Source organism: Clavibacter zhangzhiyongii, assembly GCF_014775655.1.
Lineage (GTDB): Bacteria > Actinomycetota > Actinomycetes > Actinomycetales > Microbacteriaceae > Clavibacter > Clavibacter zhangzhiyongii.
In genome coordinates this window covers 2,905,173-2,927,414 of record NZ_CP061274.1, presented here as the reverse complement: position 1 = coordinate 2,927,414, position 22,242 = coordinate 2,905,173, and the positions used below count along the sequence as shown (strand labels likewise).

The window sequence follows — 22,242 nt, the reverse complement described above, 5'->3', positions numbered from 1 at the left end:
CAGGCCCTAGGGTCGCCGCGTGATCCCCGCCCTCGCCGTCGCCGTCGCGCGCGCGGCGGGGGCACCCGGCACCGCACCGGCCGGCGTCGCGATCGCGGGCCTCCTCGGCACCGTCGTGGGCGCCGCCTCCCCGCGCCTCGCCCGCCTCGCCCTCGCCGGCGGCCGGAGGGCGGACGGGCTCGACGCGCGTCCGCTCGATGCGCTCCCGGGCCTGGGCCCCGCGGCGGCCGTCATCGCGGCGCTCGCCACGGGGATCCTCGCGGCCGCGTCCGCCGCGGAGGCGCCGCCCGCGCACCTCCCGGTCGCCCTGCTGCTCGTCGCCGTCGGTCCCGTGCTCGTCCTCGCCGACCTCGCGGCGCACCGCCTGCCCGACCGCGCCACCGCCCCCGCGGCGGTCGCGGCCGCCGCCCTCGCGCTGGCGACCGGCGGATCCAGCCTGCTCCTCCGCGCGCTCGCCTGCGCCGCCGGCGCGCTCGTCGTCCTCGCCCTCCTGCAGGCGGCCACCCGCGGCGGCCTCGGCACCGGCGACGTGAAGCTCGCGGGCGTCCTCGGGCTCGCGCTCGGGCAGCTCGGCGCCGCGCAGGTCGCGCTCGGCCTCGCCGTCGGCACGCTCCTCGGCGGCGTCGCGGCCACGGCGCTGCTGGTCGGCGGCCGGGCGCGGGCCGGGTCGGCGCTCCCGTTCGGCCCGTGGCTCGTGCTGGGCGCGCTCGCCGTCGCCTCCTCTCCCGCTACGCTCGCGTGAACGCGCGCACGACCTCGGCCGACCGTTGCCTGTACGTGGGCATCCTCCCGCCCCGACAGGCGTACGGTGGAGGAAGTGTCCAAGACCCCGGCATCGACGTACTGACGAGCCAGAGGAAAAGAGACATGGCACAGAGATCGCTCGCACTGCTGGAGGACGAGACCGGCGTCCTGCTGGCCGCCGCTTCCCGAGCGGTGGTGTCGCTCTACCGGCCGCTGCTTCAGCCGCTGAACCTCACGCATCCCCAGTACCTCGTGCTGCTGGCCCTCGACGAGGAGGAGCCGCAGGCCGTGGTCGACCTCGCCGAGAAGCTGCACCTCACCCCCGGCACCCTGTCGCCGCTCCTGAAGCGCCTCGAGGTGTTCGGCTACGTCACGCGCTTCCGCGACACCACCGACGAGCGCCGTCTCTCGGTCGGCCTCACCGACGCCGGGCGCGACATGCTGCCCGTCATCTGGCGCGTCGGCGACCAGGTCCGTCAGGACATCGCCGGCGAGGGGCTCGGGGATCCGCAGCTGCGGCTCCTGCTCCAGGCCGTCCTGGAGCGCGCCAGCCTGCACGAGCAGGACGACCCGCGCGCCGACGGCGCCGCGGACCCCGACGCGATCTGATCCGCGGGGAGCCTCGGGTCGCTACTGCACGCCCGAGGTCAGGCGCGCGAGGTTGTCGAGCACGGTGCTGAGCCGCGTGCGCCGGCTCCACTCCTCGAGCGTGAGCTCGCGGCTGCGCGCCCGGTAGCCGTCCTCGACGCGGCGCATCTCCCGCACGAAGCGGGGCCCGCGCACCATGAGCGACACCTCCATGTTGAGGCTGAACGAGCGCATGTCCATGTTGCTCGACCCGATGACGGCCACGTCGTCGTCGATCGTGAAGTGCTTGCTGTGCAGGATGTACGGCGCCCGGTACATCCAGATCCGCACGCCCGCCTTCAGCAGCTCCTCGTAGTAGGAGCGCTGCGCGTGGTACACCACGGGCTGGTCGCCGATCTCGCTCACGAACAGCTCGACCGAGAGCCCGCGCTGCACGGCGGTGGTGATCGCGTACCGCATCGAGTCGTCGGGCACGAAGTACGGCGACGTGATCACGATGCGCTCCTGCGCGTAGTAGAGGAGCGCGTTGAAGAGCCGGAGGTTGTTCTCGCCCGGGAACCCGGGGCCGGACGGCACGACCTGGCAGTCGAGCTCCTCGTCGTCGTCGGACGCCGCGATCTCGATCGGCTCCGTCTCGCGCACGAGCAGCTGGTCGGTCTCGGCGTACCAGTCGGTGATGAAGATCGCGTTGAGGCCGCTGACGATGGGGCCCTCGAGCCGCGTCATGAGGTCCTGCCACTTGAGGCCGCGCTTGCGGTTGACGACCTTGTTGTAGCTGCGGTGCACCATGTTCTGCGAGCCCATGAAGCCCACGCGGCCGTCGACCACGAGCACCTTGCGGTGGTTGCGGAGGTCGGGTCGCTGGTACCGCCCGCGCAGCGGCTGCACGGGGAGCATGAGGTTCCAGTCCGCGCCGATCGCCGTGAGCTTCCGGGTGGTGCGTCTGTAGCCCGGCGCGCGCAGCGAGGCGATGTGGTCGAGCAGCACGCGCACGGTGACGCCGCGCTGCACGGCGCGCTCGAGGGCGTCGAAGAACGGGGCGCTCGTGACGTCCCACGCGAGGATGTAGAACTCCACGTGCACGTAGCGGGTGGCCCGGTCGACCTCGTCGGTCATGGCCTGGATCGACTCGTCGTAGTGGCTGTAGAGCTTCGCCCGGTTGCCCCCGACGAGCGGCATGGCCCCGAGCGTGCGGTTGAGCTCCACGACCGAGTCGAGCCAGCCCGGCCAGGAGTGCTCGCGCGTGACCCGCTCGATGCCCTCGGTCGACTCGATGATGAACCGGTTGATCTCCTGCTGCTTCTCCCGGCGCCGCTTGGGCAGCCGCGTCGACCCGATGAGCAGGAACAGGAGGATGCCGAGGTACGGCAGGAAGAAGATGGCCATGAGCCAGGCCATCGCGGTCGACGGCCGGCGGTTCCGGGGGATGACCAGCAGCGCCGTGACGCGGACGATGAAGTCGACGACGACCGCGAGCCCCGCGAGGACGAGGGTGGTCATCGAGGGGTCCATCAGCCGGAGTCTATCCGCCGGGACCCCGCCGTCGACGGGCCGGGCGCCGGTCGGACAGCGCCGAGGCGAGGCGCCGGATCAGCGGAAGTTGACGAACTGCAGGTCGAGGTCGACGTCGGCGCCCTTGAGCAGCGCGATGGTCTGCTGCAGGTCGTCGCGGCTCTTGCTCGAGACGCGGAGCTCGTCGCCCTCGACGCGGCTCTTGATGCCCTTCGGGCCCTCGTCGCGGATGATCTTGCCGAGCTTCTTCGCGTTGGCCTGGTCGATGCCCTGCTTGAGGGTGACCTCGATGCGGAACTCCTTGCCCGAGGGGAAGGGCTCGCCCTCCTCGAGGCTCTTGAGGCCGATGCCGCGCTTGATCATCTTCGACTGCAGCACGTCGAGGATCGCCTTCACGCGCTCCTCGCTGGAGGCCTTCATGAGGATGGTGTCGCCGCTCCACTCGATGGAGGCGCCCACGTTCTTGAAGTCGTAGCGCTGCTCCACCTCCTTCTGGGTCTGGTGGACGGCGTTGTCCGCCTCCATGCGGTCGACCTTGCTGACGACGTCGAACGAGGAATCTGCCATGCCGACCATGTTAAGGGACGCCGGCGGGGGAGCGGCCGGCGGGCGACGGGGCCGGATCCGGGCGATTTCGGTTCGCGGGCCGGCGACCGCTATCATCGACGAGCGTCTCCGGTCCGTGATCACACAGGTCGGGTGCGCATGGCGAGTTACCCTAGCGGCCAAAGGGATCTGACTGTAAATCAGACGGCTCAGCCTTCGGGGGTTCGAATCCCTCACTCGCCACCGAACGGAACGGCCCCGCCCACGCGGGGCCGTTCCTCTGCCCCGCCGCATCCGACGGGGCCCGTCCGTGCCCGCACCGTCGCGCGCGCGCCCGACCACCTGGATCCCTCTCCCATGTTCCCCGCCGCTCCCGGCCCCTCGACGCGCGCCCTCGGCACGTCCGGCGTCGTCGTCTCCACCGTCGGCCTCGGCACGAGCGGCTTCGGCTGGACGGCCGACCGTGCGGAGGCGTGGGCGATCCTCGACGCCTACCGCGAGGAGGGGGGCACCTTCGTCGACACCGCGTCCTCCTACTCCCAGTGGGTGCCCGGTCACGCGGGCGGCGAGTCCGAGGCGATCATCGGCGGCTGGCTGGCCGCGCGCGGCTGCCGCGACGACGTGGTCGTCGGCACCAAGGTCGGCAAGAGCAGGGACGCGCCGGGCACGTCGGCGGAGTCGATCCGCCGCGGCGTCGACGCGTCGCTCCGCCGCCTCGGGACCGACCGCGTCGACGTCGTGCACGCGCACCTCGACGACACCCGCACCCCGCTCGAGGAGACGGTCGGCGCGCTGTCCGACCTCGTCAAGCAGGGCAAGGCCCGGCTCGTCGGCGTCTCGGGCTTCACCCCGGAGCGGCTGGAGCAGGCGCTCGCGCTGGCGCACGGATCCGGCGCGGTGCCCGTCGGCGTGGTACAGGAGGAGTACAGCCTGCTCGCGCGCGACCGCGCCGAGGGCCGGCTGCAGGCGGTCGTGCGGCAGGAGGGCGTCGGCCTCGTCGCGCACAGCGTCCTCGCGAAGGGCTTCCTCACGGGCAAGTACCTGCCGGGCGCGCCCGCGGTGCCGTCGGCCCGGGCGCTCGACGCCGAGCAGTACATGACCGCCGGCGGCCACGCCACGGTGCGCGCCGCCGAGGAGGTCGCGCGGATGCGCGGCGTCACCGTCGCGGAGGTCGCCATCGCCTGGGTCTTGGATCGGCGCGGGGTGGCGAGCGCGCTCGTGGGCGCGCGGACCGTCCGGCAGATCCGGCAGCTGATGCCCGCGGCCCGTCTGACGCTCGACGACGACGAGGTGTCGCGGCTCGCGTCGGCGGCCGCGCGAGCGGTGCGGGGCGAGAGCGCCTGATCCCCGGGCGGCCCCGTCCCGGGCGGCCTCGTCCCGGGCGGCCCCGTCCCGGGACCGCCCTGCTCGTCCTGACCCGCCGCGACCGGCGGTCGTCGCTGCCGTGCGACCTCCCCGCGACGCGATGCGGCGGTCGTAGGGTGTGAGGGTCCCGCCCGACCGCCGAGGAGATCCGCCGTGTCCCGTCCCTGGCCCGAGGGCTCCTACATCGCCGCCCTGCTCGTGATGACCACCGCGACCGGCGCCGTCGACGGGGTCAGCTACCTCGCGCTCGACCGCGTGTTCACCGGCAACATGACCGGCAACGTCCTCTTCATCGGCTTCGGCCTGGTGGGCGTCGCCGACATCCCCGTGCTCAACAACCTCGTGGCCCTCGTGGCCTTCATGCTCGGCGCGGTGATCGCGTCCCGCATCACGCGCCGGGCGCCCACCGACGTGCACCTGCCGCGCTCGTCCGTCTGGATCCTCGTCGCCGGCACCCTGCTCACCCTCGCGCTCTCCGGGGTCTGGCTCGCGGTCGGCGTGCTCGACACGGGCGTGATGATCGCCATCACCGGCATCCTCGCGCTGCTCCTCGGCGCGCAGGCGGCGGCCGTCAAGAGCATCGGCCTGCGCGACCTCTCCACCGTCGTCGTGACCATGACGATGGTCAACCTCTCCTCCGACAGCCGCGTGGCCGGCGGCACGGGCGCCGCGTGGGCCCGTCGCATCGGCGCCATCGTCTGCATGGGCCTCGGCGCGCTCGTGGCCGCGCTCATCACGACGCACGTCGGCGGCGCGTGGGCGCTGCTCGCGGCCGGCGTCCTGATGGCGGTGGGCGTCGGGCTGCTCGGGAACGCGCGGCGCGTGGAGCGGACGCGCCTGCGCGAGGGCGGGGCGTCGGGCGCGGCGGTGGACGAGCGCACGGGCACCGCGACCGCCTGAGCCGCGCCGCCCGCCGGCGCCCGAGGCGCTCCGCCGCGGCCTCCCGGCGGCTCTGGCAGGGTGGACGCATGACCTCCCCCGGCGACGCCGCGCTCCTGACCATCGCCCGCGACATCGCCACCCGCGCCGGGGAGCTCGCGCTCCGCCGCCGCCGCGAGGGCGTGGAGGTGGCCGCGTCGAAGTCGAGCCCCGAGGACATCGTCACGCACGCGGACCGCGAGACCGAGGACCTCATCCGCCGCGCGCTGCAGGACGTCCGCCCCGACGACGGGTTCCTCGGCGAGGAGTCCGAGGGCACGTCCGGCACGTCCGGCCTCACCTGGGTGGTCGACCCCATCGACGGCACCGTCAACTTCCTCTACGGCATCCCCGCCTGGGCCGTGAGCATCGCGGTGGTCGAGGGCGAGGCGGATCCGCTCACCTGGACCGCGCGCGCCGGCTGCGTCGTGAACCCCACGCTCGGCGAGGTCTACACGGCGACCGCGGGCGGCGGATCCGCGCTGGACGGCCGGCCCCTCGCCGTCAACGCGGGCGTCCCGCTCTCCCTCGCGCTCGTCGGCACGGGCTTCTCCTACGGGGCGGAGAAGCGGATGCAGCAGGGCCGCGTGATCACCGACCTGCTCGGTGAGGTGCGTGACATCCGCCGCATCGGCGCCGCCTCGCTGGACCTCTGCAACGTGGCCGCCGGTCGCGCCGACGCGTACTTCGAGCGCGGGCTGAAGCCGTGGGACCACGCCGCGGGTGCGCTGATCGCGGCCGAGGCGGGTGCGCGGGTGGTCGGGGTCGACGGCGGTCCGGCGTCGGCGGAGCTCCTGATCGCAGCGGAACCGGAGCTCGCGCGCGCCCTCGAGGAGCGGCTGGCGCACGCGGGCGCATAGCCCCTGAGCGCCTCGTCGCGCATCCCCCGGGTGGCGCGAATCCCTTCCTCCGGTTAGCCTTTACCGATCCGTTACATCGCGACCGGGCTGGGCCCGGACGCACGCGCGTGCCCCGACCCCCGTCGGCCGGCTCCGCGCACACCCCTGTCCCCTCGCGCTAGGAGCTCCACGATCCTGTCCGTCCTCCACGCCTCGCGTGCCCCCCAGTCCTCCGTCCGGCGGTCCTCGTGGTGACCCCCGACGAGACCGCGGGAGTCGTCTACCCGACGCGACGCGAGCGCCGTGAGGCCGAGCGCCGTGCGGCGGAGGCGATGACGGGATCCGCGGACGAGGCGGCCACGACGCAGGCGCCCGCCGCCGCCGAGGAGCAGGCCCCCGCCGCCGCCGAGCAGCCCGCGGACGACGCCACGGCCACCGCGCACCCCGCGGACGACGCCACGGCCACCGCGCAGACCGCCGCCGAGCAGCCCGTCCCCGCCCCGCGGATCTTCCACGTCGCGGTCGCGGCCCCCGCCGTCCCCACCACGCACCTCCCCGCCGACGCCGAGCCGGCCGTCGTGGCCGCTGCCGACGCCGTGCCGCTCGCGATGCGCGCCCGCCGCCTCCGCACCGCCGCCGCGCCCGAGGCTCGCCGCTCGTCCTTCGTGCACGCCAAGCGCGCGAGCGTCCCCGCCGCCGCCCCGCACTCCCGCACCCGCGGTCGCCGCACCCCCGTCTCCGCGCGTCCCGCTCTCGCGGCGCCGCACCCCGAGGCCTCCGCCGGCCGCCGCCGCTCGAACGCCTCGCGCGGCCTCACGCTCCTGACGATGGCCTTCGTCGCGACGGTCACCATCGCGACCTCGCTGCCGTCCGCCGCGTTCCTCACCGGCCAGGACATGGCGCAGGCGAACGTGATCACGGACGCCCCCGCCGGCTCCGTCCCCAGCCAGAGCATCGCGCTCTCCGCCGCCCCCGAGGCCCAGGTGGTCGGCGGCACGGACGACGCGTTCACCGCGACGACGCCACAGCAGATCATGCTCGCGCAGACGTCGAAGGGCGCCGGGGCGTTCACGAACGACATCAACGGGTCGATCCAGTGGCCCTTCGCGGCCGGCGTCCCGATCAGCGGCGTCTTCGGCAAGCGCATCGCGCCCTGCTCCAACGGCTGCTCGAGCAACCACCAGGGCGTCGACTTCGCGCCGGGCATGGGCGCGCCGATCCAGGCCATCGCCGACGGCGTCGTGCGCGAGTCCGTCAACAGCGACACCGGCCTCGGCGTGCACCTCGTCATCGACCACGTGATCGACGGCCAGCTCATCACCACCGTCTACGGCCACATGCTGCCGGGCTCCATGCGCGTGCAGGCGGGCGATCCCGTGAAGGTCGGCCAGCAGATCGGCCAGGTCGGCAACACCGGCGCCTCCACCGGCCCGCACCTCCACTTCGAGGTCCGCATGGCCGACGGCACCGCGGTGGATCCCTTCGCCTGGCTCCAGGAGCACGCCAACTAGCACCCCCGCGAGGCCGGACGGCCCCGCACGACGACGCCCCCGCCGCCCGAAGGCGGAGGGGGCGTCGTCACGTCCGGGCGGGGCGGCCCGCCGTCGTCAGTCGCGGAGGAGCCACACGGTCGTGTCCGAGGGCACGGCGTCGCCGTCGAGCGCGTGGCTCGCGAGCAGCACGCGGCCCTCCGGCAGCGGCACGGACGCGGCGCCGAGGTTCGCGATGACGGTGACGCCGGCGCTCTCGAACGCGATGACGTCGTCGCCCTCGGCGGTGACCCACTCGAGCGAGCCGAGCGCGAGCCCGTGCTCGCGACGCAGCAGCAGCGCCTCCGTGTACAGCGCGAGGGTGGACGCGGGATCCGCCTGCTCGGTGTCGCGCGCGAACCGGTCCCAGTCGCGGGGCTGCGGCAGCCAGCTGGCGTCACCCGTGCTGAACCCGTAGGACGGCGTGCCGGCCTCCCACGGGATGGGCACGCGGCAGCCGTCGCGGCCGTAGCGCTCGCCCGCGGTGCGGTGGAAGGTCGGATCCTGACGTGCCTCGTCCGGCAGGCGCGTGTCCTCGGGCAGGCCGAGCTCCTCGCCCTGGTAGATGTACGCGCTGCCGGGCAGGGCCAGCATGAGCGCGCTCGCGGCGCGGGCCCGGCGCAGGCCGAGCTCCTCGTCGACCGTCACGGTCGAGCGCGGCCCGATGCCCACGCCCTGCGGGTTCTCGCCCGAGAGCGCCAGGCGGCTGGCGTGCCGCACCACGTCGTGGTTCGAGAGGACCCACGTGCTGGGCGCGCCCACGGACGAGAACGTCGCGAGCGACGCGTCGATCGTGCGCCGCAGCGCCGTCGCGTCCCACGGCGTCTCGAGGTAGCTGAAGTTGAAGGCCTGGTGCATCTCGTCGGGACGCACCCAGTCGGCGAGCTTCGCGAGCGGCTCGACCCACGCCTCGGCGACCATCGCGCGGTCGCCCTCGTAGGAGTCGAAGATCTCGCGCCACTCGCGGTAGATCTCGTGCACGCCCTCCTGCGCGAAGTAGGGCGGCGGGGGAGCGGGCTGGTCGTCGACGCCGCCGGCGCCGCCCATGCTGCCCTGGCCCTCGGGCGGCGTGTAGTCGGGGAGGCCAGGTGCCTTGACCATGCCGTGCGCGACGTCCACGCGGAAGCCGTCGACGCCGCGGTCGAGCCAGAAGCGGAGGATCTCGCGGAAGCGCTCGCGCACCCACGGGTTCGTCCAGTCGAGGTCGGGCTGGGAGGAGTCGAAGAGGTGCAGGTACCACTGGCCGGGCGTGCCGTCGGGCTCGGTGAGCCGCGACCAGGCGGACCCGCCGAAGATCGACTCCCAGTTGTTCGGGGGCAGCTCGCCGTCGGCGCCCTTCCCGTCGCGGAACATGTACCGGGCGCGCTCCTCGCTGCCGGCCGGGGAGGCGACGGCCTCCTGGAACCAGCGGTGCTCGCAGGACGTGTGGTTCGGGACGATGTCGACGATGACGCGGAGGTCGAGCTCGTGCGCGCGGCGCTGCATCCGCTCGAAGTCGTCGAGGGTGCCGAACAGCGGATCCACCGCGCAGTAGTCGGCCACGTCGTAGCCGGCGTCGTTCTGCGGGGAGAGGAAGAAGGGGGAGAGCCAGATGGCGTCGACCCCGAGCTCGCGGAGGGCGGGGAGCCGCTCGGTGATGCCGGGGAGGTCGCCGATGCCGTCGCCGTCGGAGTCGGCGAACGAGCGGGGGTAGATCTGGTAGATCACGGCGGTGCGCCACCACTCGGAGCCGGTGCCGTGCGCGTCGCCGTGGTCGGGGCGGGCCAGGAGGTCGTCCCGGGCAGCCGGGGAGGGGGCTGTGGGGGAGGGTGGGGTCATGGATCGAGCCTAGGCGACGGGCAGGGAGCGGTCCCGACGCGGGGGACGGACAGGAATAGTCGACGGGCCGCGTGCGCTGGGGAGGGGGACGGCCAACGCGGCCACCACCGGACGAAGGAGATCAGCCATGACGCAGCCCGCACGCGCGCCCCTCGGATCGAGCGGCCTGGAGGTGAGCCCCCTGTCCTTCGGCGGCAACGTCTTCGGCTGGACCGCCGACGAGGCCACCTCCTTCCAGCTGCTCGACGCCTACGTCGAGGCCGGCGGGAACTTCGTCGACACCGCCGACGTCTACTCCGCGTGGAAGCCCGGCAACTCCGGCGGCGAGTCCGAGGAGATCATCGGCCGCTGGCTCGCCTCGCGCGGCCGCCCGGACGACCTCGTGATCGCCACCAAGGTGGGGTCGCTCGAGTCGGCGAAGGGCACGTCCCGCGACAGCGTGCGCCGCGGCGTCGAGGCCAGCCTCCGCCGCCTGGGCGTCGACGCGATCGACCTCTACTACGCGCACATCGACGACCAGGGGACCCCGATCGAGGAGACCGTCACGGCTCTCGCCGAGCTCGTGGCCGAGGGGAAGGTCCGCGCGATCGGCGCCTCCAACTTCACCGCGGAGCGCCTGCAGGCCGCGCTCGACGTCTCCGCCCGCGAGGGCATCGCCCGCTTCGAGGTGCTGCAGAACCGCTACAACCTCGTCGCGCGCGACGCCTACGAGGGCGAGCTGGCCGACCTCCTGATCCGCGAGGGCATCGCCTCCGCGCCGTACTCGAGCCTCGCCAGCGGCTTCCTCACCGGCAAGTACCGCGGCGGCGACGTCGACAGCCCGCGCGCCGGCACCGCGTCCGCCTACTACGACGACCACGGCCGCGCCCTCCTCGAGGTGCTCGACCGCGTCGCCGAGGCGCACGGGGTCTCGGTCACGACGGTCTCGCTGGCCTGGCTGCGCGCGCAGCCGTCGGTCACCGCGCCCATCGCGAGCGCCCGCGACCTCACGCAGCTGCCGGACCTCCTCGCGTCGATGGAGCTCGAGCTGACGGCCGACGAGATCCAGGACCTCTCCGCGGTCTGATCCGCGCCGCGCCCCGCGTGCCCCGGTCCGGGGCCGTCCCGCGTCTCGTGGGCGGTCCCGGACCTGCTATCGTCGTAGGGTTCCAGCGCGTCTCCGACGCGCCTGAGCACGCCCCCATAGCTCATTGGTAGAGCACTTCCTTGGTAAGGAAGAGGTAGTGAGTTCAATCCTCACTGGGGGCTCGATCCCTCCGGGTCCGGCCACGGTCGGCGGCGAGGGTCATGGCGGGGTAGCTCAGGTGGTTAGAGCACACGGCTCATAATCGTGGTGTCGCGGGTTCAAGTCCCGCTCCCGCTACGGAAGCGCGGATCCTCAGGGTCCGTCCTCCTCGATAGGCCCCGGACACCTCTCGCCAGGTTCCGGGGCCTTTCCTCTGCCCGTCGCCGAGCGGCTGCGTCGCCGAGCGGCGGCGTCCCCGGGCTGCCGCGTCCGCGCCGGCCCGTGTCCTCCCGCGGCGCGCGTCCTTCCGGTGCCCGCGCGCGCGGCGTAGCCTCCGGGCATGACCCACCACGAATCCCCCGACCACCCCGACCACGCCACGGGCGCCGAGCACGACGACGTGCTCTACAAGACCCAGGGCAACCCCGTCCCCGACGCGCACGACGAGGAGCGCCGTGAGGCCCCCGCGGGCGGCGACTACACCGCCAGCGAGTCCGAGGAGGAGAAGGAGGCGCGCGAGGCGCGCGAGTCCTGATCCGCATCCCGCGCACGGCGCGGGAGGAGGGCCGCCGCGACGTGATCGCGGCGGCCCTCGTGCGTGCCGGGTGCACCTCGTCGAGGGTCCGGAGCAGGCGACACGCCGGGCTCGTGCGGGCTCCGGGATCGGTCGGCGGCCGCGGATCCGCATGACGGCGCGGAAGGCGCCGCGACACGCCGAACCACTAGATGTAGTGGAATGACAGGTCTGTAGTTCGGGTTATATAGTGGAGAACCTCACCGCCCCACCGGGTGGCCGAGCACACCGGATCGTCGCGGAGACGCGGATCCGGAGGCCATCGGGGCGAGAGCCACGAGACCTGAGGAGCCGCACCGGCGGCTCCCCACACGACACAACGGGAGGCACCCATGGACTACGACAACAACGACACCGTCGGCGGCTACGCGATCCCCGTCGACCCCATGGAGCTCCTGCAGTGCGACTCCTGCCAGTAGGCAGCTGACGCCGCGGAAGCAGCATCGCGTACCCGGGCCCCGGTCCCCACGAGAAGTGGGGGCCGGGGCTCTCGCGTGCCCGGGGCCATCGACCGCCGGGCGCCCGCGGGCCCGCCGCGTAGGATCGTCCGGTGCCAGTGAATCCAGAGCTCCAGGGCCGCGTGCTCCCCGCCGCCGCCCCGTACCTGGTGGGACGCGAGAAGGTGCGCGAGTTCGCCCGTGCCGTCGGCGCCACCCACCCCGTCCACCTCGACCCCGAGGCCGCGCGCGCCGCGGGCCACGCCGACGTGGTCGCGCCGAGCACGTTCCCCGTCGTGCTGCAGGCGATGACCGTGACGCAGCTGCTCGCCGAGCCGGACACGGGGATCGACTACAGCCGCGTGGTCCACGGCGAGCAGGCCTTCACGTACTCCCGGCCGGTGGTCGCGGGCGACGAGCTGACCGCGACGCTCACCGTCACCAAGGTCCAGACCCTCGGCGGCAACGCGATGGTGACCGCCGAGTCCGCCATGGTCGACGGATCCGGGGCGCACGTCGTCACGGCGGTGTCCACCCTCGTGGTCCGCGGGGACGACGCGTGAGCGCCGCAGCCGCGGCCGGCAGCGTGCCCGTGCTCGCGGACCTCGCCGTGGGCGAGGTCGTCGCCGAGCGCTCGATCCACCTCACGCGCGAATCCCTCGTCCGCTACGCGGGCGCCTCGGGCGACTTCAACCCCATCCACTACCGCGACGACGTGGCCGCGTCGGTCGGCCTGCCGGGCGTCCTCGCGCACGGCATGCTCACCATGGGTCAGGCCGTGCAGCCCGTGGCCGACTGGGCGGGGGATCCCTCGCGCATCGTCTCCTACGGCGTGCGGTTCACGCGGCCCGTGGTCGTGGATCCCGCCGACGGCCAGGAGCTGACGATCGTCGCCAAGGTCGGCGCGATCGACGCCGAGGCCGGCACGGTCCGCATCGACCTCGCCGTCTCCGTCGACGGGAAGACCGTCCTCGGCCGCGCGCAGGCGCAGGTCCGGCTGGCGTAGGGCACCCATGACGATCGAGACCCACCGCGACGCCCCGCTCGCCGACCTCACCACGCTGCGCGTCGGCGGCCCGGCCGAGGAGCTCGTGACCGTGAGCGAGCGTGACGAGCTCGTCGACACCCTGCTCGGCCTCTGGGCCGTGGGGGAGGACTGGCTCGTGCTGGGCGGCGGATCCAACTCCCTCATCTCCGACGACGGCGTCGAGGGCACCGTCGTCCGCATCGCGACGCGCGGCGTGGAGGTCGGCGACGAGCGCGCCGACGGCACCGTGCTCGTGCGCGTGCAGGCCGGCGAGCCGTGGGACGCGCTCGTCGCGCGCACGGTGGCCGACGGGCTGGCCGGGCTCGAGGCGCTGTCGGGCATCCCGGGATCCACCGGGGCCGCTCCCGTGCAGAACATCGGCGCGTACGGCCAGGAGATCGCCGACGTGCTCGAGGGCATCGAGTTCCTCGACTACGAGACCGGCGCGGTCGAGCGGCTGAGCGCCGCCGACCTCGGCCTCGGCTACCGCACCTCGGCGCTCAAGCGCGGTCGCGCGGGCGTCGTGCTCTCCGTCGACTTCGCGCTGACCCGCGGCGAGGGGCCGGACGCGCTCGGCCTCCCGGTCGCGTACCCGCAGCTGGCCGGCGCGCTCGGCGTCGAGCTCGGCGACCGCGTGCCGGTGGCCCGCGTGCGCGAGACCGTGCTGGCCCTCCGCGGGTCCAAGGGCATGGTGCTCGACGACGCGGATCCCGACACCTGGAGCGCCGGGTCCTTCTTCACCAACCCCATCGTCAGCGCCGCGTTCGCGCGCATGCTGCCGGCCGACGCCCCGCGCTGGCCGCAGGAGCAGCCGCCCGAGGACCTCGTCGTGCCGCTCGGCGACCAGTGGGAGGTGGCCGAGGCCATCGAGCGCGAGGCCGCCGCGCGACGCCGTCGCGAGCCCCCGGCCGTGAAGCTCAGCGCCGCGTGGCTCATCGAGCACTCGGGCGTGCACCGCGGCTTCCGGCTGCCGGGATCCGGCGCGGCCGTCTCCTCGAAGCACACGCTCGCGCTCACCAACCGCGGCACCGCGACCGCCGAGGACGTCGCCGCCCTCGCGCGCTACGTGCAGGGCCGCGTGATGAGCGAGCACGGCGTGATCCTGCAGCCCGAGCCCGTGCTGGTCGGCCTCGCCCTCTAGGGGCGGGCCGACCGGCGGCGGTCGTGCGGCGGGCGTGCGGCGGATCAGGCCAGCAGGTCGCGGATCCGGCGCACGCCCTCGAGCAGCGCCTCGTCGCCGAGCGCGTAGCTGAAGCGCAGGAAGCCGCTGGGGCCGAAGGCCTCGCCGGGCACCGCGGCGACCTCGGCCTTCTCGAGCAGCACGTCGGCCACCTCGAGCGAGGTGGTCGGCGTCACGCCGTCGATGTCGCGGCCGAAGAGCCCGGTCACGTCGGGGTAGACGTAGAACGCGCCCTGCGGCGTGGGCGTGACGAAGCCGGGGATGGCGTCGAGCTCGGCGACGATCGTGCGGCGGCGGCGGTCGAACGCCTCGCGCATCCGGTCGACGGTGTCGCGCGGGCCCCGCAGCGCCGCGATGGCCGCGCGCTGCGAGACGTTCGAGACGTTGGAGGACAGGTGCGACTGCAGGTTGCCGGCGGCCTTGATGGCGTCGGCGGGGCCGACCATCCACCCGACGCGCCAGCCGGTCATGGCGTACGTCTTGGCGACGCCGTTGACGAGGATCGTGCGGTCGGCCAGCGCCGGCACCACGTCGACGATGCTTGCCGCCTCGGCCCCGTCGTAGACGAGGTCCTGGTAGATCTCGTCGCTGATGACCCAGAGGCCCTTCGACTCGGCCCACTCGCCGATCTCGCGGGTCTGCTCACGGGAGTGGACGGCGCCGGTGGGGTTCGAGGGCGAGACGAAGAGCAGGACCTTGGTGCGCGGGGTCCACGCGGCCTCGAGCTGCTCCACGGTGACGAGGTAGCCCTGGTCGGCACCCGCGAAGACGTCGACGGGCACGCCGCCCGCGAGGCGGATGGCCTCGGGGTAGGTGGTCCAGTAGGGCGTGGGCACGAGGACCTCGTCGCCCTGGTCGAGGAGCGTCTGGAACGCCTGGTAGACGGCCTGCTTGCCGCCGTTCGTGACGATGATCCGGTCGATCCCCACGTCGAGGCCCGACGACGTGCGCGTCTTCTCGGCGATCGCCTCGCGCAGGTCGGGGAGGCCGGCGGCGGCGGTGTAGCGGTGGTTGCGGGGATCGCGCGCCGCCTCGACCGCGGCCTCGACCACGTAGTCGGGAGTCGGGAAGTCGGGCTCGCCTGCCGCGAAGCTGATGATGGGGCGTCCGGCGGCCTGCAGGGCCTTGGCCTTGCCGTCGACCTTGAGGGTCGCGGACTCGGCGATGGATCCGATGCGGGTGGAGACGCGGCTGAGGGGGACGGTGCTCTGCGGTTCGGCCATGCCCCGAGCATAGGGATCCGCGCGGGCCGCCACGCGGGTGCCGAGGCGGCGTCGGCGGCCGGCCCGACCGGGCGGGCGCGGATGCTGGTACACTCGTCCGGGTCGGTATCTCCGCCATGCTCTTCCGCGCCTTCTTCCTCCCGTGCTCGCACGGTGGTGGAGCGCAGGGGCAGGTGGGTGTCGACGCAGAGGGTGGTGGCTCAATTGGTAGAGCAGCGGTCTCCAAAACCGCAGGTTGCAGGTTCGAGTCCTGTCCGCCCTGCTAGATGGAACGGGTCCCCGGGCGCGTGACATCGCGGCTGGCCCGAACTCCGGGTGGAGCCGAGCAATGCAGGAAGGGACCCACGCGTGGCGCGGAAGATCGTCGACGAGCCGAGCGAGGAGATCGTCGCGCAGGCTCGCGAGCAGCGGGACGCGCGACGCAACCCCTTCGCCCGGCTGGTGCTCTTCATCAAGCAGGTCGTGCAGGAGCTCAAGAAGGTGGTCACCCCCACCCGCAAGGAGCTGCTCACGTTCACGGGAGTGGTCCTGGCCTTCGTCATCGTCATGATGGTGATCGTCTCGCTCCTCGACCAGCTGTTCGGGTACCTCGCCATCGTGGTGTTCGGCAACGGCGCCTAGCACCAGGGCCTCCACCGGAGGCGGCACGGGCCGGACGGCGGGCTGCGCACGGGATCCACGGATCCGATGCGCCGCGGAGCGCGGACGGCCGGAGCGCGGCGGATCCCGACGGGTCCGCGTCCACGCGGTCCGGCGCCCGGAGCAGCACGGCACGCACACGGCAACGCACGACGAAGAACGAGGGAAGTAGATCCATTGGCTGAGAGCAAGCGCGACGACGTCGACCTCGCCCCCGCGGCGGAGCAGTCCTCCGAGGTGGACGAGGCCCAGGAGGGTTCCGTCACCACCGCATCCGAGGGCAGCTCGGACGCGGCGGAGCACACCGCCCTGCACGTCGAGGGCGACGACGTCGAGACCGACCTGACGGCCGCGCTCGACGCCATGGAGTCGGTCGACGACCCCGAGGCCGACGCGATCGTCGAGGACGCGCTCGACGTGGACTCCGCCGACGAGGCCGAGGCCGCCGTCGAGGCGACCGACGACGAGGCCGAGGAGGAGGCAGCCGAGGAGGCGCTGGAGCCCGCCGAGGTCACGCCCGCGACCGCCGAGGACATCGCCGAGGCCGAGGCCGACCTCGTGCCCGACGAGGACGCTCCCGCCGAGGACGAGTCGGACGTCGACCCCTACGAGGACTTCCGCAAGGAGCTGCGCTCCAAGCCGGGCAAGTGGTACGTCATTCACTCCTACGCGGGCTTCGAGCGCCGCGTGAAGAGCAACATCGAGAACCGCATGGTGTCGCTCAACATGGAGGACGACATCTACCAGATCGAGGTCCCGATGGAGGACGTCGTCGAGATCAAGAACGGCCAGCGCAAGATGGTCAACCGCGTGCGCATCCCCGGCTACGTGCTGGTGCGCATGAGCCTCAACGAGGACAGCTGGTCGGTCGTCCGCCACACCCCCGGCGTCACGGGCTTCGTGGGCAACGCCCACAACCCCACGCCGCTGCGGTTCGAGGAGGCGTTCTCCATGCTGAAGAGCCTCGTCGAGATCAAGGAGGTGGCGCAGGTCAAGGGCCAGCCCACCAAGGGCGGCCAGGCGCAGCGCGTCGTCGCGGCCGAGGTCGACTTCGAGATCGGCGAGACCATCACGATCAAGGAGGGCTCGTTCGCGGGCCTCCCCGGCTCCATCAGCGAGATCAAGCCCGAGAGCGGCAAGCTCACGGTCCTCGTCTCCCTGTTCGAGCGCGAGACCCCGGTCGAGCTCAGCTTCGACCAGGTCACCAAGCTCTAGGCGGTCGGGCCGCGCGGCCCGCTCGATCTAGCAATCAAGAAGAAGGAAGAGAAATGGCACCGAAGAAGAAGGTCACGGGTCTGATCAAGCTGCAGATCAAGGCCGGCGCCGCCAACCCCGCACCGCCCATCGGGCCGGCGCTGGGACAGCACGGCGTCAACATCATGGAGTTCTGCAAGGCGTACAACGCCCAGACCGAGGCTCAGCGCGGGAACGTCATCCCCGTCGAGATCACCGTCTACGAGGACCGGACGTTCACGTTCATCCTCAAGACGCCCCCGGCGGCGGAGCTCATCAAGAAGGCCGCCGGAGTCGCCAAGGGCTCGGGCACGCCGCACACGGTCAAGGTCGCGAAGCTCACGATGGACCAGGTCCGCGAGATCGCCGAGCAGAAGCAGGCCGACCTCAACGCCAACGACATCGACGCCGCGGCGAAGATCATCGCCGGCACCGCCCGCTCCATGGGCATCACGGTCGAGGCCTAGCCTCCACCACCCGCGGATCCCGTCCGGGATCCGCTCCAGCATCATGCGGGAGAGCCGGCCAGGCTCACATCGACCGCACTCTCGAAACAGGAGAAACGAATGGCGAAGTCAAAGGCCTACCGGGCCGCAGCCGAGAAGATCGACGCGACGAAGGCGTACACCGCCTCCGAGGCCGTCGAGCTCGCGCGCGAGACCGGATCCAGCAAGTTCGACAGCACCGTCGAGGTCGCGCTGAAGCTCGGCGTCGACCCCCGCAAGGCAGACCAGATGGTCCGCGGCACCGTCATCCTTCCTCACGGTACCGGCAAGACCGCCCGCGTCATCGTCTTCGCGACGGGCCCCGCGGCCGAGGCGGCCATCGCCGCCGGAGCCGACGAGGTCGGCGGCGACGAGCTCATCGAGAAGGTGGCGGGCGGCTACACGTCGTTCGACTCCGCCGTCTCGACGCCCGAGCTCATGGGCAAGGTCGGTCGTCTCGGCAAGGTGCTCGGCCCGCGTGGCCTCATGCCCAACCCGAAGACCGGCACGGTCACCCCGGACGTCGCGCGCGCGGTGTCCGACATCAAGGGCGGCAAGATCGAGTTCCGCGTCGACAAGCACGCGAACGTCCACTTCGTGGTCGGCAAGGCCAGCTTCTCGCCCGAGCAGCTCTCGGAGAACGTCGGCGCCGCGCTCGAGGAGATCGTCCGCCTCAAGCCGTCCTCCTCGAAGGGCCGCTACGTGCAGAAGGCCACGGTCTCCACGACCTTCGGCCCCGGCATCCCGGTGGACGTCAACTCCATCTAGCACCGCCGCGCGGAGGCGCACGCACGACATGCAGCACAGGAAGGGCCCGCCTCGGCGGGCCCTTCCGTCGTTCCCCGGCGGGCGCGTCCGTCCGGGCCCCCGCGCCTGCCTAGGCTCGTGAGGGTGAGCACCCCCGATCCCGCAGGCCCGTCCTTCCGCGTCGCCACTCCCGCCGACGCCGACGAGGTGGCCGCCGTCGCCGCCCGCACCTTCGCCCTCGCGTGCCCGCCGACCACGACGGCCGAGGCGATCGCGGAGCACATCCGCACGGTCCTGTCGCCGGCGCGCTTCCGGGCGCACCTCGCGGACCCCGCGCACCGGGTCGTGCTCGCCGAGGTCGACGGTCGCCCGGTCGGATACACGATGGTCGTGGCCGCGCCGCCCGCGGATCCCGACGTGGCGGGCGCGCTGCGGCTGCGGCCGGTGATCGAGCTGAGCAAGGTGTACGTGGAGGCCGGGCAGCACGGGGCGGGCGTCGCGCGGCCGCTCATGGCGGAGACCCTGCGGGTCGCCCGGACGCTCGCGGGCGACGCGGGGCGCGACGCGGAGGCCGGGATCTGGCTCGGGGTCAACGAGCACAACCTGCGCGCCATCCGGTTCTACGAGCGCAGCGGGTTCGGCATCGTCGGGACGCGGTCGTTCCGGCTGTCGGACGCGGTCGAGACGGATCACGTGATGGAGCGGCCCCTGGCGGTCGTCACGTCGTGACGGGCTCCCGGATCAGCCGCGCGCGACGTTGAGCACGACCTTGCCGCGCGCGCGGCCGCTCTCCATGTGGCGGTGCGCCTCCGCCGCGTCCGCCAGGTCGAAGACCTCGTCGACGTAGACCTTGACGTCGCCGGACTCGAGCAGCCGCGCGATCACGGCGAGCTTCTGGCCGTCGGGCGCGACCTCGTAGTGCGTCGCGCGCACGCCCACGGCGGCGGCGTCCTGCACGAGCGTCGGCCACCCGTGCACCGGGGCGCTGACGATGAGGCCGCCGCGGCGCAGCACCTGGAGGGAGCGCGTTCCGGTGTCGTCCGTGCAGTTGCCGACCAGGTCGATCACGACGTCCACGTCGGCGAGCACGTCCTCGAAGCGGCCCTGCGTGCGGTCGATGACCTCGTCGGCGCCGAGCTCGGCGAGCCAGTCGACGTTGCGGGGCGAGCCGGTGGCGATCACGCGGGCGCCGAAGTGGCGCGCGAACTGGACCGCGAAGTGGCCGACCCCGCCGGCGCCGGCGTGGACGAGCACGACCTGGCCCTCGTGCGCCTTGCCGATGTCGACGACCATGCCCCAGGCCGTGAGCGCGCTCACGGGGGTCGCCGCGGCCTCCACGTGCGAGAGCCGAGCGGGCTTGCGGGTGAGGCTGACGCTCGGGACGGCGACGTACGCGGCGTAGGTGCCGGGCATCCGCGGCGCCATGGCGAGGCCGAACACCTCGTCGCCCGGATGCAGCGCGTGGTCCTCGTACGGCGACTCGACGACGACGCCGCTGAAGTCGCGGCCGAGCACCGCGGGCAGGGCTCCGGTGGCCGGGCCGTCCGGGCCGCCCGCGCGCTGGCGCAGGTCGACGGGGTTGACGCCCGCGGCCACGACCTTCACGAGCACCTCCGAGTCGAGGCGGCGCGGCACGGGCACGTCGGCGACGTGCAGGACGTCGGGCCCGCCCGTCTCGGCGACGACGACCGCGCGCATGGTGGGACCGTGCGGGGCGAGCGCGACGGCCGCGGCCGCCCGGTCCCGCTGGGCCTCGGCCGCGACGACGGCTCTCGACTGGACGACCTGGCTCATCGTGCGACCCCTCCTCGGACGCGGCGGCCCCGTGGATCCCACCCGGCCCCCGCTCCTCCAGTGAAGTCGGCGCGTGAGTCGGGAGTGTTTCCGCGGTGTTCCCCGGGTGAGAAGAATGCGCTCCGGGCGCGCGGCTGGCAGGCTCGCGGGGTGCTCATCTGGATCAACGGGACCTTCGGCGTCGGCAAGACCCAGGCCGCGGCGTCGCTCCGGCGGCGGCTGCCCGGCTCGGTCGTGGCGGACCCGGAGCAGGTGGGGTTCGGGATCCACCGGATGCAGCCGCCCGCGCTCCGTGGCGACTTCCAGGACACGCCGTGGTGGGAGCCGACCGTCACGGGGATCCTGCTCGACGTGCTCGCCCGGCACCCCGGCGACGTGATCGTGCCGATGGCGCTCGTGGACGAGGGGCGGCACGCGCGGATGCTCGGCGCCCTCCGGGACGCCGGCCACGACGTGCGGCACGTGACGCTCCTCGCCTCGGACGCGGTCGTGCTGCGGCGCCTGCGGACGCGGCTCGAGGGGCCGGACGGCTGGGCCGCGGCGCAGCTCCCGCGGACCGCGGCGCTGCGGGGACCGCGCTTCGCCGACCACGTGGACACGGACGGGCTCACGCACGTGCAGGTGGTCGAGGCGGTGGCGCTCGTGGCGGGCGTGCGGATCGGGCCTGACCTCACGGGGCCGTGGCGGCGCGCGGCCGAGCGGATGCGGGTGCGGCTCGCGCACGTGCGCTGACGGCTGCCCCGCGGGGTCGGGCGGCGCGCCTCAGGCCAGGCCGCGGGCTCCCGCCGGCGCGTTCGCCATGCGCACGATGAGCGCGATGAGGTCGTTCGCGCGCGCCACGAGCGCGGCGATCTCGGCCTCGTCGCGGTCGATCCACTTCCACTTCGGGATGTCGTGCACGGGCACGAAGTCGACGTGCTGCTCCCACACGATGAGCGAGCGCTCGGCGCCGAGCACGTACTGCTGCCACCAGATCTGCCGCAGGTAGTTGCGCGGGACGCTTCGCCAGGGCTTCGCGGTGGTCTTGATCTCGGCCAGCTCGAGCCGTCCGTCGGCGCGCAGCCCCACGCCGTCGGGGGTGGCGAGGTGGCGGCGCTGGCCCTCCGCGTGGAACAGGTGCGCGCTCGGGACGATGCCGTGCTCGGCCTCGACCCAGCGGGCGATCTCGGGCTCCCGCTCGCGGCCGTGGTCGGTGTAGCGGTTGCCGCCGAAGCCGGATCCGTGCAGCTTCTCGATGGCGACCGCCTGCAGCGAGGCGTCGGTCGCGAGGCGGGCGACGTCGGTGGCGGTGATCCCGAAGCTCCGGGCTCGCAGCCAGGCGACGCGGTCGGACGAGTGGGCGACGATGCGCGTCAGGTGCGGCGGGGGAGGGGGCGGCGGGGGTGCGGCGGGCGCCAGGTCGTCCTCCCACGGGAAGGCCAGCATCTCGTCCGTCACGGGCTCCAGGGTACGCGCCGGATCCGACGCCGCCGGCTCCGACGCGGGCGGATCATGCTGCCCCGGGGCCGCCTTGTCAACAGGCAATGCGTTTCCGACCAGGGCACGGAGGATCGTGCTAGAAAGACGTCGTCCCACCCACCCAGAGGAAGGAACGGCAATGTCACTGCTCATGGAGACGGCGGCCCAGGCCCCGTCGCGCACCACCGCACCCGGGTCCGACGACGCGTCCGACGCGCTGCTGGCGGAGGCCTTCGGCTTCACCATCACGCACCGCGGCGCGGAGGAGGAGCTCGTGATGGGCGACGTCACCCTGTGCTGCAGCACGACGTGCTCGTCGAGCGGCAGCGGCGGCCGCCAGCAGCCTCGCTGATCGCCCGCG

General features: G+C 73.3%; 24 protein-coding genes and 4 tRNA genes. 22 read left to right on the top strand and 6 right to left on the bottom strand.

The features are described from left to right. Positions 1-19: 19 nt before the first annotated feature. Positions 20-742 (top strand): prepilin peptidase, encoded by a 723-nt coding sequence (locus H9X71_RS13900; protein WP_244961654.1) that lies wholly within the window; start codon positions 20-22, stop codon positions 740-742. 125 nt (positions 743-867) lie between these two features. Further along, complete coding sequence (locus tag H9X71_RS13895; protein ID WP_191147599.1) at positions 868-1,353, top strand: MarR family winged helix-turn-helix transcriptional regulator; 486 nt, start codon at positions 868-870, stop codon at positions 1,351-1,353. A gap of 21 nt (positions 1,354-1,374) precedes the next feature. On the opposite strand, the gene cls is transcribed toward H9X71_RS13895, so the two are convergent. Both cls and H9X71_RS13885 read right to left on the bottom strand, forming a co-directional pair. Next, positions 1,375-2,844 carry a cardiolipin synthase gene (gene cls / locus H9X71_RS13890; protein ID WP_191147598.1) on the bottom strand — a complete coding sequence of 490 codons (1,470 nt, stop codon included), beginning with the start codon at positions 2,842-2,844 and terminating at the stop codon, positions 1,375-1,377. A gap of 78 nt (positions 2,845-2,922) precedes the next feature. Beyond that, positions 2,923-3,411: a YajQ family cyclic di-GMP-binding protein gene (locus H9X71_RS13885; protein ID WP_191147597.1), complete on the bottom strand. Its 489-nt coding sequence runs from the start codon at positions 3,409-3,411 to the stop codon at positions 2,923-2,925. 140 nt (positions 3,412-3,551) lie between these two features. On the opposite strand from H9X71_RS13885, the gene H9X71_RS13880 reads away from it, so the two are divergent. The 5 genes from H9X71_RS13880 to H9X71_RS15050 all read left to right on the top strand — a co-directional run bounded on the left by H9X71_RS13880 (position 3,552) and on the right by H9X71_RS15050 (position 8,023). After that, positions 3,552-3,633: transfer RNA gene (locus tag H9X71_RS13880), tRNA-Tyr, on the top strand. A gap of 114 nt (positions 3,634-3,747) precedes the next feature. Further along, on the top strand, positions 3,748-4,734 hold the full coding sequence (locus tag H9X71_RS13875; protein WP_191147596.1) for an aldo/keto reductase: 987 nt from the start codon (positions 3,748-3,750) through the stop codon (positions 4,732-4,734). Between the two features lie 174 nt (positions 4,735-4,908). Further along, positions 4,909-5,655, top strand: a complete 747-nt coding sequence (locus tag H9X71_RS13870; RefSeq protein WP_191147595.1) for a YoaK family protein — start codon at positions 4,909-4,911, stop codon at positions 5,653-5,655. A gap of 68 nt (positions 5,656-5,723) precedes the next feature. Continuing rightward, the gene (locus H9X71_RS13865; protein WP_191147594.1) at positions 5,724-6,533 is read left to right on the top strand and encodes an inositol monophosphatase family protein; all 810 of its coding nucleotides are present in this window, start codon (positions 5,724-5,726) and stop codon (positions 6,531-6,533) included. Positions 6,534-6,763: 230 nt separating this feature from the next. After that, the gene (locus tag H9X71_RS15050) at positions 6,764-8,023 is read left to right on the top strand and encodes a M23 family metallopeptidase (protein WP_280527975.1); all 1,260 of its coding nucleotides are present in this window, start codon (positions 6,764-6,766) and stop codon (positions 8,021-8,023) included. Positions 8,024-8,119: 96 nt separating this feature from the next. On the opposite strand, the gene H9X71_RS13855 is transcribed toward H9X71_RS15050, so the two are convergent. After that, on the bottom strand, positions 8,120-9,859 hold the full coding sequence (locus H9X71_RS13855; RefSeq protein WP_191147592.1) for a glycoside hydrolase family 13 protein: 1,740 nt from the start codon (positions 9,857-9,859) through the stop codon (positions 8,120-8,122). 127 nt (positions 9,860-9,986) lie between these two features. Between H9X71_RS13855 and H9X71_RS13850 the strand changes: the two genes are divergently transcribed. From H9X71_RS13850 to H9X71_RS13820, 7 genes are all read left to right on the top strand, one after another. Further along, positions 9,987-10,925: an aldo/keto reductase gene (locus tag H9X71_RS13850; RefSeq protein ID WP_191147591.1), complete on the top strand. Its 939-nt coding sequence runs from the start codon at positions 9,987-9,989 to the stop codon at positions 10,923-10,925. A 110-nt stretch (positions 10,926-11,035) separates the two neighbouring features. Then, positions 11,036-11,107, top strand: a tRNA-Thr gene (locus tag H9X71_RS13845). Positions 11,108-11,148: 41 nt separating this feature from the next. Beyond that, positions 11,149-11,222: transfer RNA gene (locus tag H9X71_RS13840), tRNA-Met, on the top strand. A gap of 202 nt (positions 11,223-11,424) precedes the next feature. After that, positions 11,425-11,619 carry a hypothetical protein gene (locus H9X71_RS13835; protein ID WP_191147590.1) on the top strand — a complete coding sequence of 65 codons (195 nt, stop codon included), beginning with the start codon at positions 11,425-11,427 and terminating at the stop codon, positions 11,617-11,619. A gap of 589 nt (positions 11,620-12,208) precedes the next feature. Next, positions 12,209-12,658 (top strand): MaoC family dehydratase N-terminal domain-containing protein, encoded by a 450-nt coding sequence (locus tag H9X71_RS13830; RefSeq protein WP_191147589.1) that lies wholly within the window; start codon positions 12,209-12,211, stop codon positions 12,656-12,658. Further along, on the top strand, positions 12,655-13,101 hold the full coding sequence (locus H9X71_RS13825; protein ID WP_244961652.1) for a MaoC/PaaZ C-terminal domain-containing protein: 447 nt from the start codon (positions 12,655-12,657) through the stop codon (positions 13,099-13,101). Before H9X71_RS13830 ends, H9X71_RS13825 begins: the two co-directional genes overlap by 4 nt. Before the next feature lie 7 nt (positions 13,102-13,108). Continuing rightward, on the top strand, positions 13,109-14,263 hold the full coding sequence (locus H9X71_RS13820; RefSeq protein ID WP_191147588.1) for a UDP-N-acetylmuramate dehydrogenase: 1,155 nt from the start codon (positions 13,109-13,111) through the stop codon (positions 14,261-14,263). A 44-nt stretch (positions 14,264-14,307) separates the two neighbouring features. Here H9X71_RS13820 and H9X71_RS13815 read toward each other — a convergent pair whose 3' ends face one another. After that, positions 14,308-15,525: a pyridoxal phosphate-dependent aminotransferase gene (locus H9X71_RS13815; protein WP_191147587.1), complete on the bottom strand. Its 1,218-nt coding sequence runs from the start codon at positions 15,523-15,525 to the stop codon at positions 14,308-14,310. Between the two features lie 189 nt (positions 15,526-15,714). On the opposite strand from H9X71_RS13815, the gene H9X71_RS13810 reads away from it, so the two are divergent. From H9X71_RS13810 to H9X71_RS13785, 6 genes are all read left to right on the top strand, one after another. Further along, positions 15,715-15,787: transfer RNA gene (locus tag H9X71_RS13810), tRNA-Trp, on the top strand. Between the two features lie 86 nt (positions 15,788-15,873). Next, entirely contained in the window at positions 15,874-16,146 is a 273-nt protein-coding gene (gene secE, locus H9X71_RS13805) for a preprotein translocase subunit SecE (RefSeq protein ID WP_012039478.1), read from the top strand. A gap of 195 nt (positions 16,147-16,341) precedes the next feature. After that, on the top strand, positions 16,342-17,379 hold the full coding sequence (nusG, locus tag H9X71_RS13800) for a transcription termination/antitermination protein NusG (RefSeq protein ID WP_191147586.1): 1,038 nt from the start codon (positions 16,342-16,344) through the stop codon (positions 17,377-17,379). 53 nt (positions 17,380-17,432) lie between these two features. Further along, positions 17,433-17,864 carry a 50S ribosomal protein L11 gene (gene rplK, locus H9X71_RS13795; protein ID WP_012039476.1) on the top strand — a complete coding sequence of 144 codons (432 nt, stop codon included), beginning with the start codon at positions 17,433-17,435 and terminating at the stop codon, positions 17,862-17,864. Between the two features lie 99 nt (positions 17,865-17,963). Further along, a complete protein-coding gene (gene rplA / locus H9X71_RS13790; RefSeq protein WP_094116706.1) occupies positions 17,964-18,650 on the top strand; it encodes a 50S ribosomal protein L1 in 687 nt (228 codons plus the stop codon). A gap of 123 nt (positions 18,651-18,773) precedes the next feature. Beyond that, on the top strand, positions 18,774-19,358 hold the full coding sequence (locus H9X71_RS13785; RefSeq protein WP_191147585.1) for a GNAT family N-acetyltransferase: 585 nt from the start codon (positions 18,774-18,776) through the stop codon (positions 19,356-19,358). A gap of 12 nt (positions 19,359-19,370) precedes the next feature. Here the strand turns inward: H9X71_RS13785 and H9X71_RS13780 are convergent, their stop codons facing one another. Next, positions 19,371-20,327, bottom strand: a complete 957-nt coding sequence (locus H9X71_RS13780) for an NADP-dependent oxidoreductase (RefSeq protein WP_191149200.1) — start codon at positions 20,325-20,327, stop codon at positions 19,371-19,373. 246 nt (positions 20,328-20,573) lie between these two features. Between H9X71_RS13780 and H9X71_RS13775 the strand changes: the two genes are divergently transcribed. Further along, complete coding sequence (locus tag H9X71_RS13775) at positions 20,574-21,155, top strand: AAA family ATPase (RefSeq protein ID WP_191147584.1); 582 nt, start codon at positions 20,574-20,576, stop codon at positions 21,153-21,155. Between the two features lie 30 nt (positions 21,156-21,185). Here H9X71_RS13775 and H9X71_RS13770 read toward each other — a convergent pair whose 3' ends face one another. After that, positions 21,186-21,848: a YqaJ viral recombinase family protein gene (locus H9X71_RS13770; RefSeq protein WP_191149199.1), complete on the bottom strand. Its 663-nt coding sequence runs from the start codon at positions 21,846-21,848 to the stop codon at positions 21,186-21,188. Between the two features lie 172 nt (positions 21,849-22,020). Here H9X71_RS13770 and H9X71_RS13765 point away from each other — a divergent pair, with 172 nt between their 5' ends. Next, positions 22,021-22,233, top strand: a complete 213-nt coding sequence (locus tag H9X71_RS13765; RefSeq protein ID WP_191147583.1) for a hypothetical protein — start codon at positions 22,021-22,023, stop codon at positions 22,231-22,233. The last annotated feature ends 9 nt before the right edge of the window (positions 22,234-22,242 follow it).

Coding starts and splice junctions, on each gene's coding strand:
- rplA (WP_094116706.1), top strand. CDS start 17,964: ATGGCGAAGTCAAAGGCCTACCGGGCCGCAGCCGAGAAGATCGACGCG.
- H9X71_RS13850 (WP_191147591.1), top strand. CDS start 9,987: ATGACGCAGCCCGCACGCGCGCCCCTCGGATCGAGCGGCCTGGAGGTG.
- H9X71_RS13895 (WP_191147599.1), top strand. CDS start 868: ATGGCACAGAGATCGCTCGCACTGCTGGAGGACGAGACCGGCGTCCTG.
- H9X71_RS13835 (WP_191147590.1), top strand. CDS start 11,425: ATGACCCACCACGAATCCCCCGACCACCCCGACCACGCCACGGGCGCC.
- H9X71_RS13765 (WP_191147583.1), top strand. CDS start 22,021: ATGTCACTGCTCATGGAGACGGCGGCCCAGGCCCCGTCGCGCACCACC.
- H9X71_RS13855 (WP_191147592.1), bottom strand. CDS start 9,859: ATGACCCCACCCTCCCCCACAGCCCCCTCCCCGGCTGCCCGGGACGAC.
- H9X71_RS13780 (WP_191149200.1), bottom strand. CDS start 20,327: ATGCGCGCGGTCGTCGTCGCCGAGACGGGCGGGCCCGACGTCCTGCAC.
- rplK (WP_012039476.1), top strand. CDS start 17,433: ATGGCACCGAAGAAGAAGGTCACGGGTCTGATCAAGCTGCAGATCAAG.
- H9X71_RS13875 (WP_191147596.1), top strand. CDS start 3,748: ATGTTCCCCGCCGCTCCCGGCCCCTCGACGCGCGCCCTCGGCACGTCC.
- H9X71_RS13820 (WP_191147588.1), top strand. CDS start 13,109: ATGACGATCGAGACCCACCGCGACGCCCCGCTCGCCGACCTCACCACG.
- H9X71_RS13770 (WP_191149199.1), bottom strand. CDS start 21,848: ATGCTGGCCTTCCCGTGGGAGGACGACCTGGCGCCCGCCGCACCCCCG.
- H9X71_RS13815 (WP_191147587.1), bottom strand. CDS start 15,525: ATGGCCGAACCGCAGAGCACCGTCCCCCTCAGCCGCGTCTCCACCCGC.
- H9X71_RS13865 (WP_191147594.1), top strand. CDS start 5,724: ATGACCTCCCCCGGCGACGCCGCGCTCCTGACCATCGCCCGCGACATC.
- cls (WP_191147598.1), bottom strand. CDS start 2,844: ATGGACCCCTCGATGACCACCCTCGTCCTCGCGGGGCTCGCGGTCGTC.
- H9X71_RS13885 (WP_191147597.1), bottom strand. CDS start 3,411: ATGGCAGATTCCTCGTTCGACGTCGTCAGCAAGGTCGACCGCATGGAG.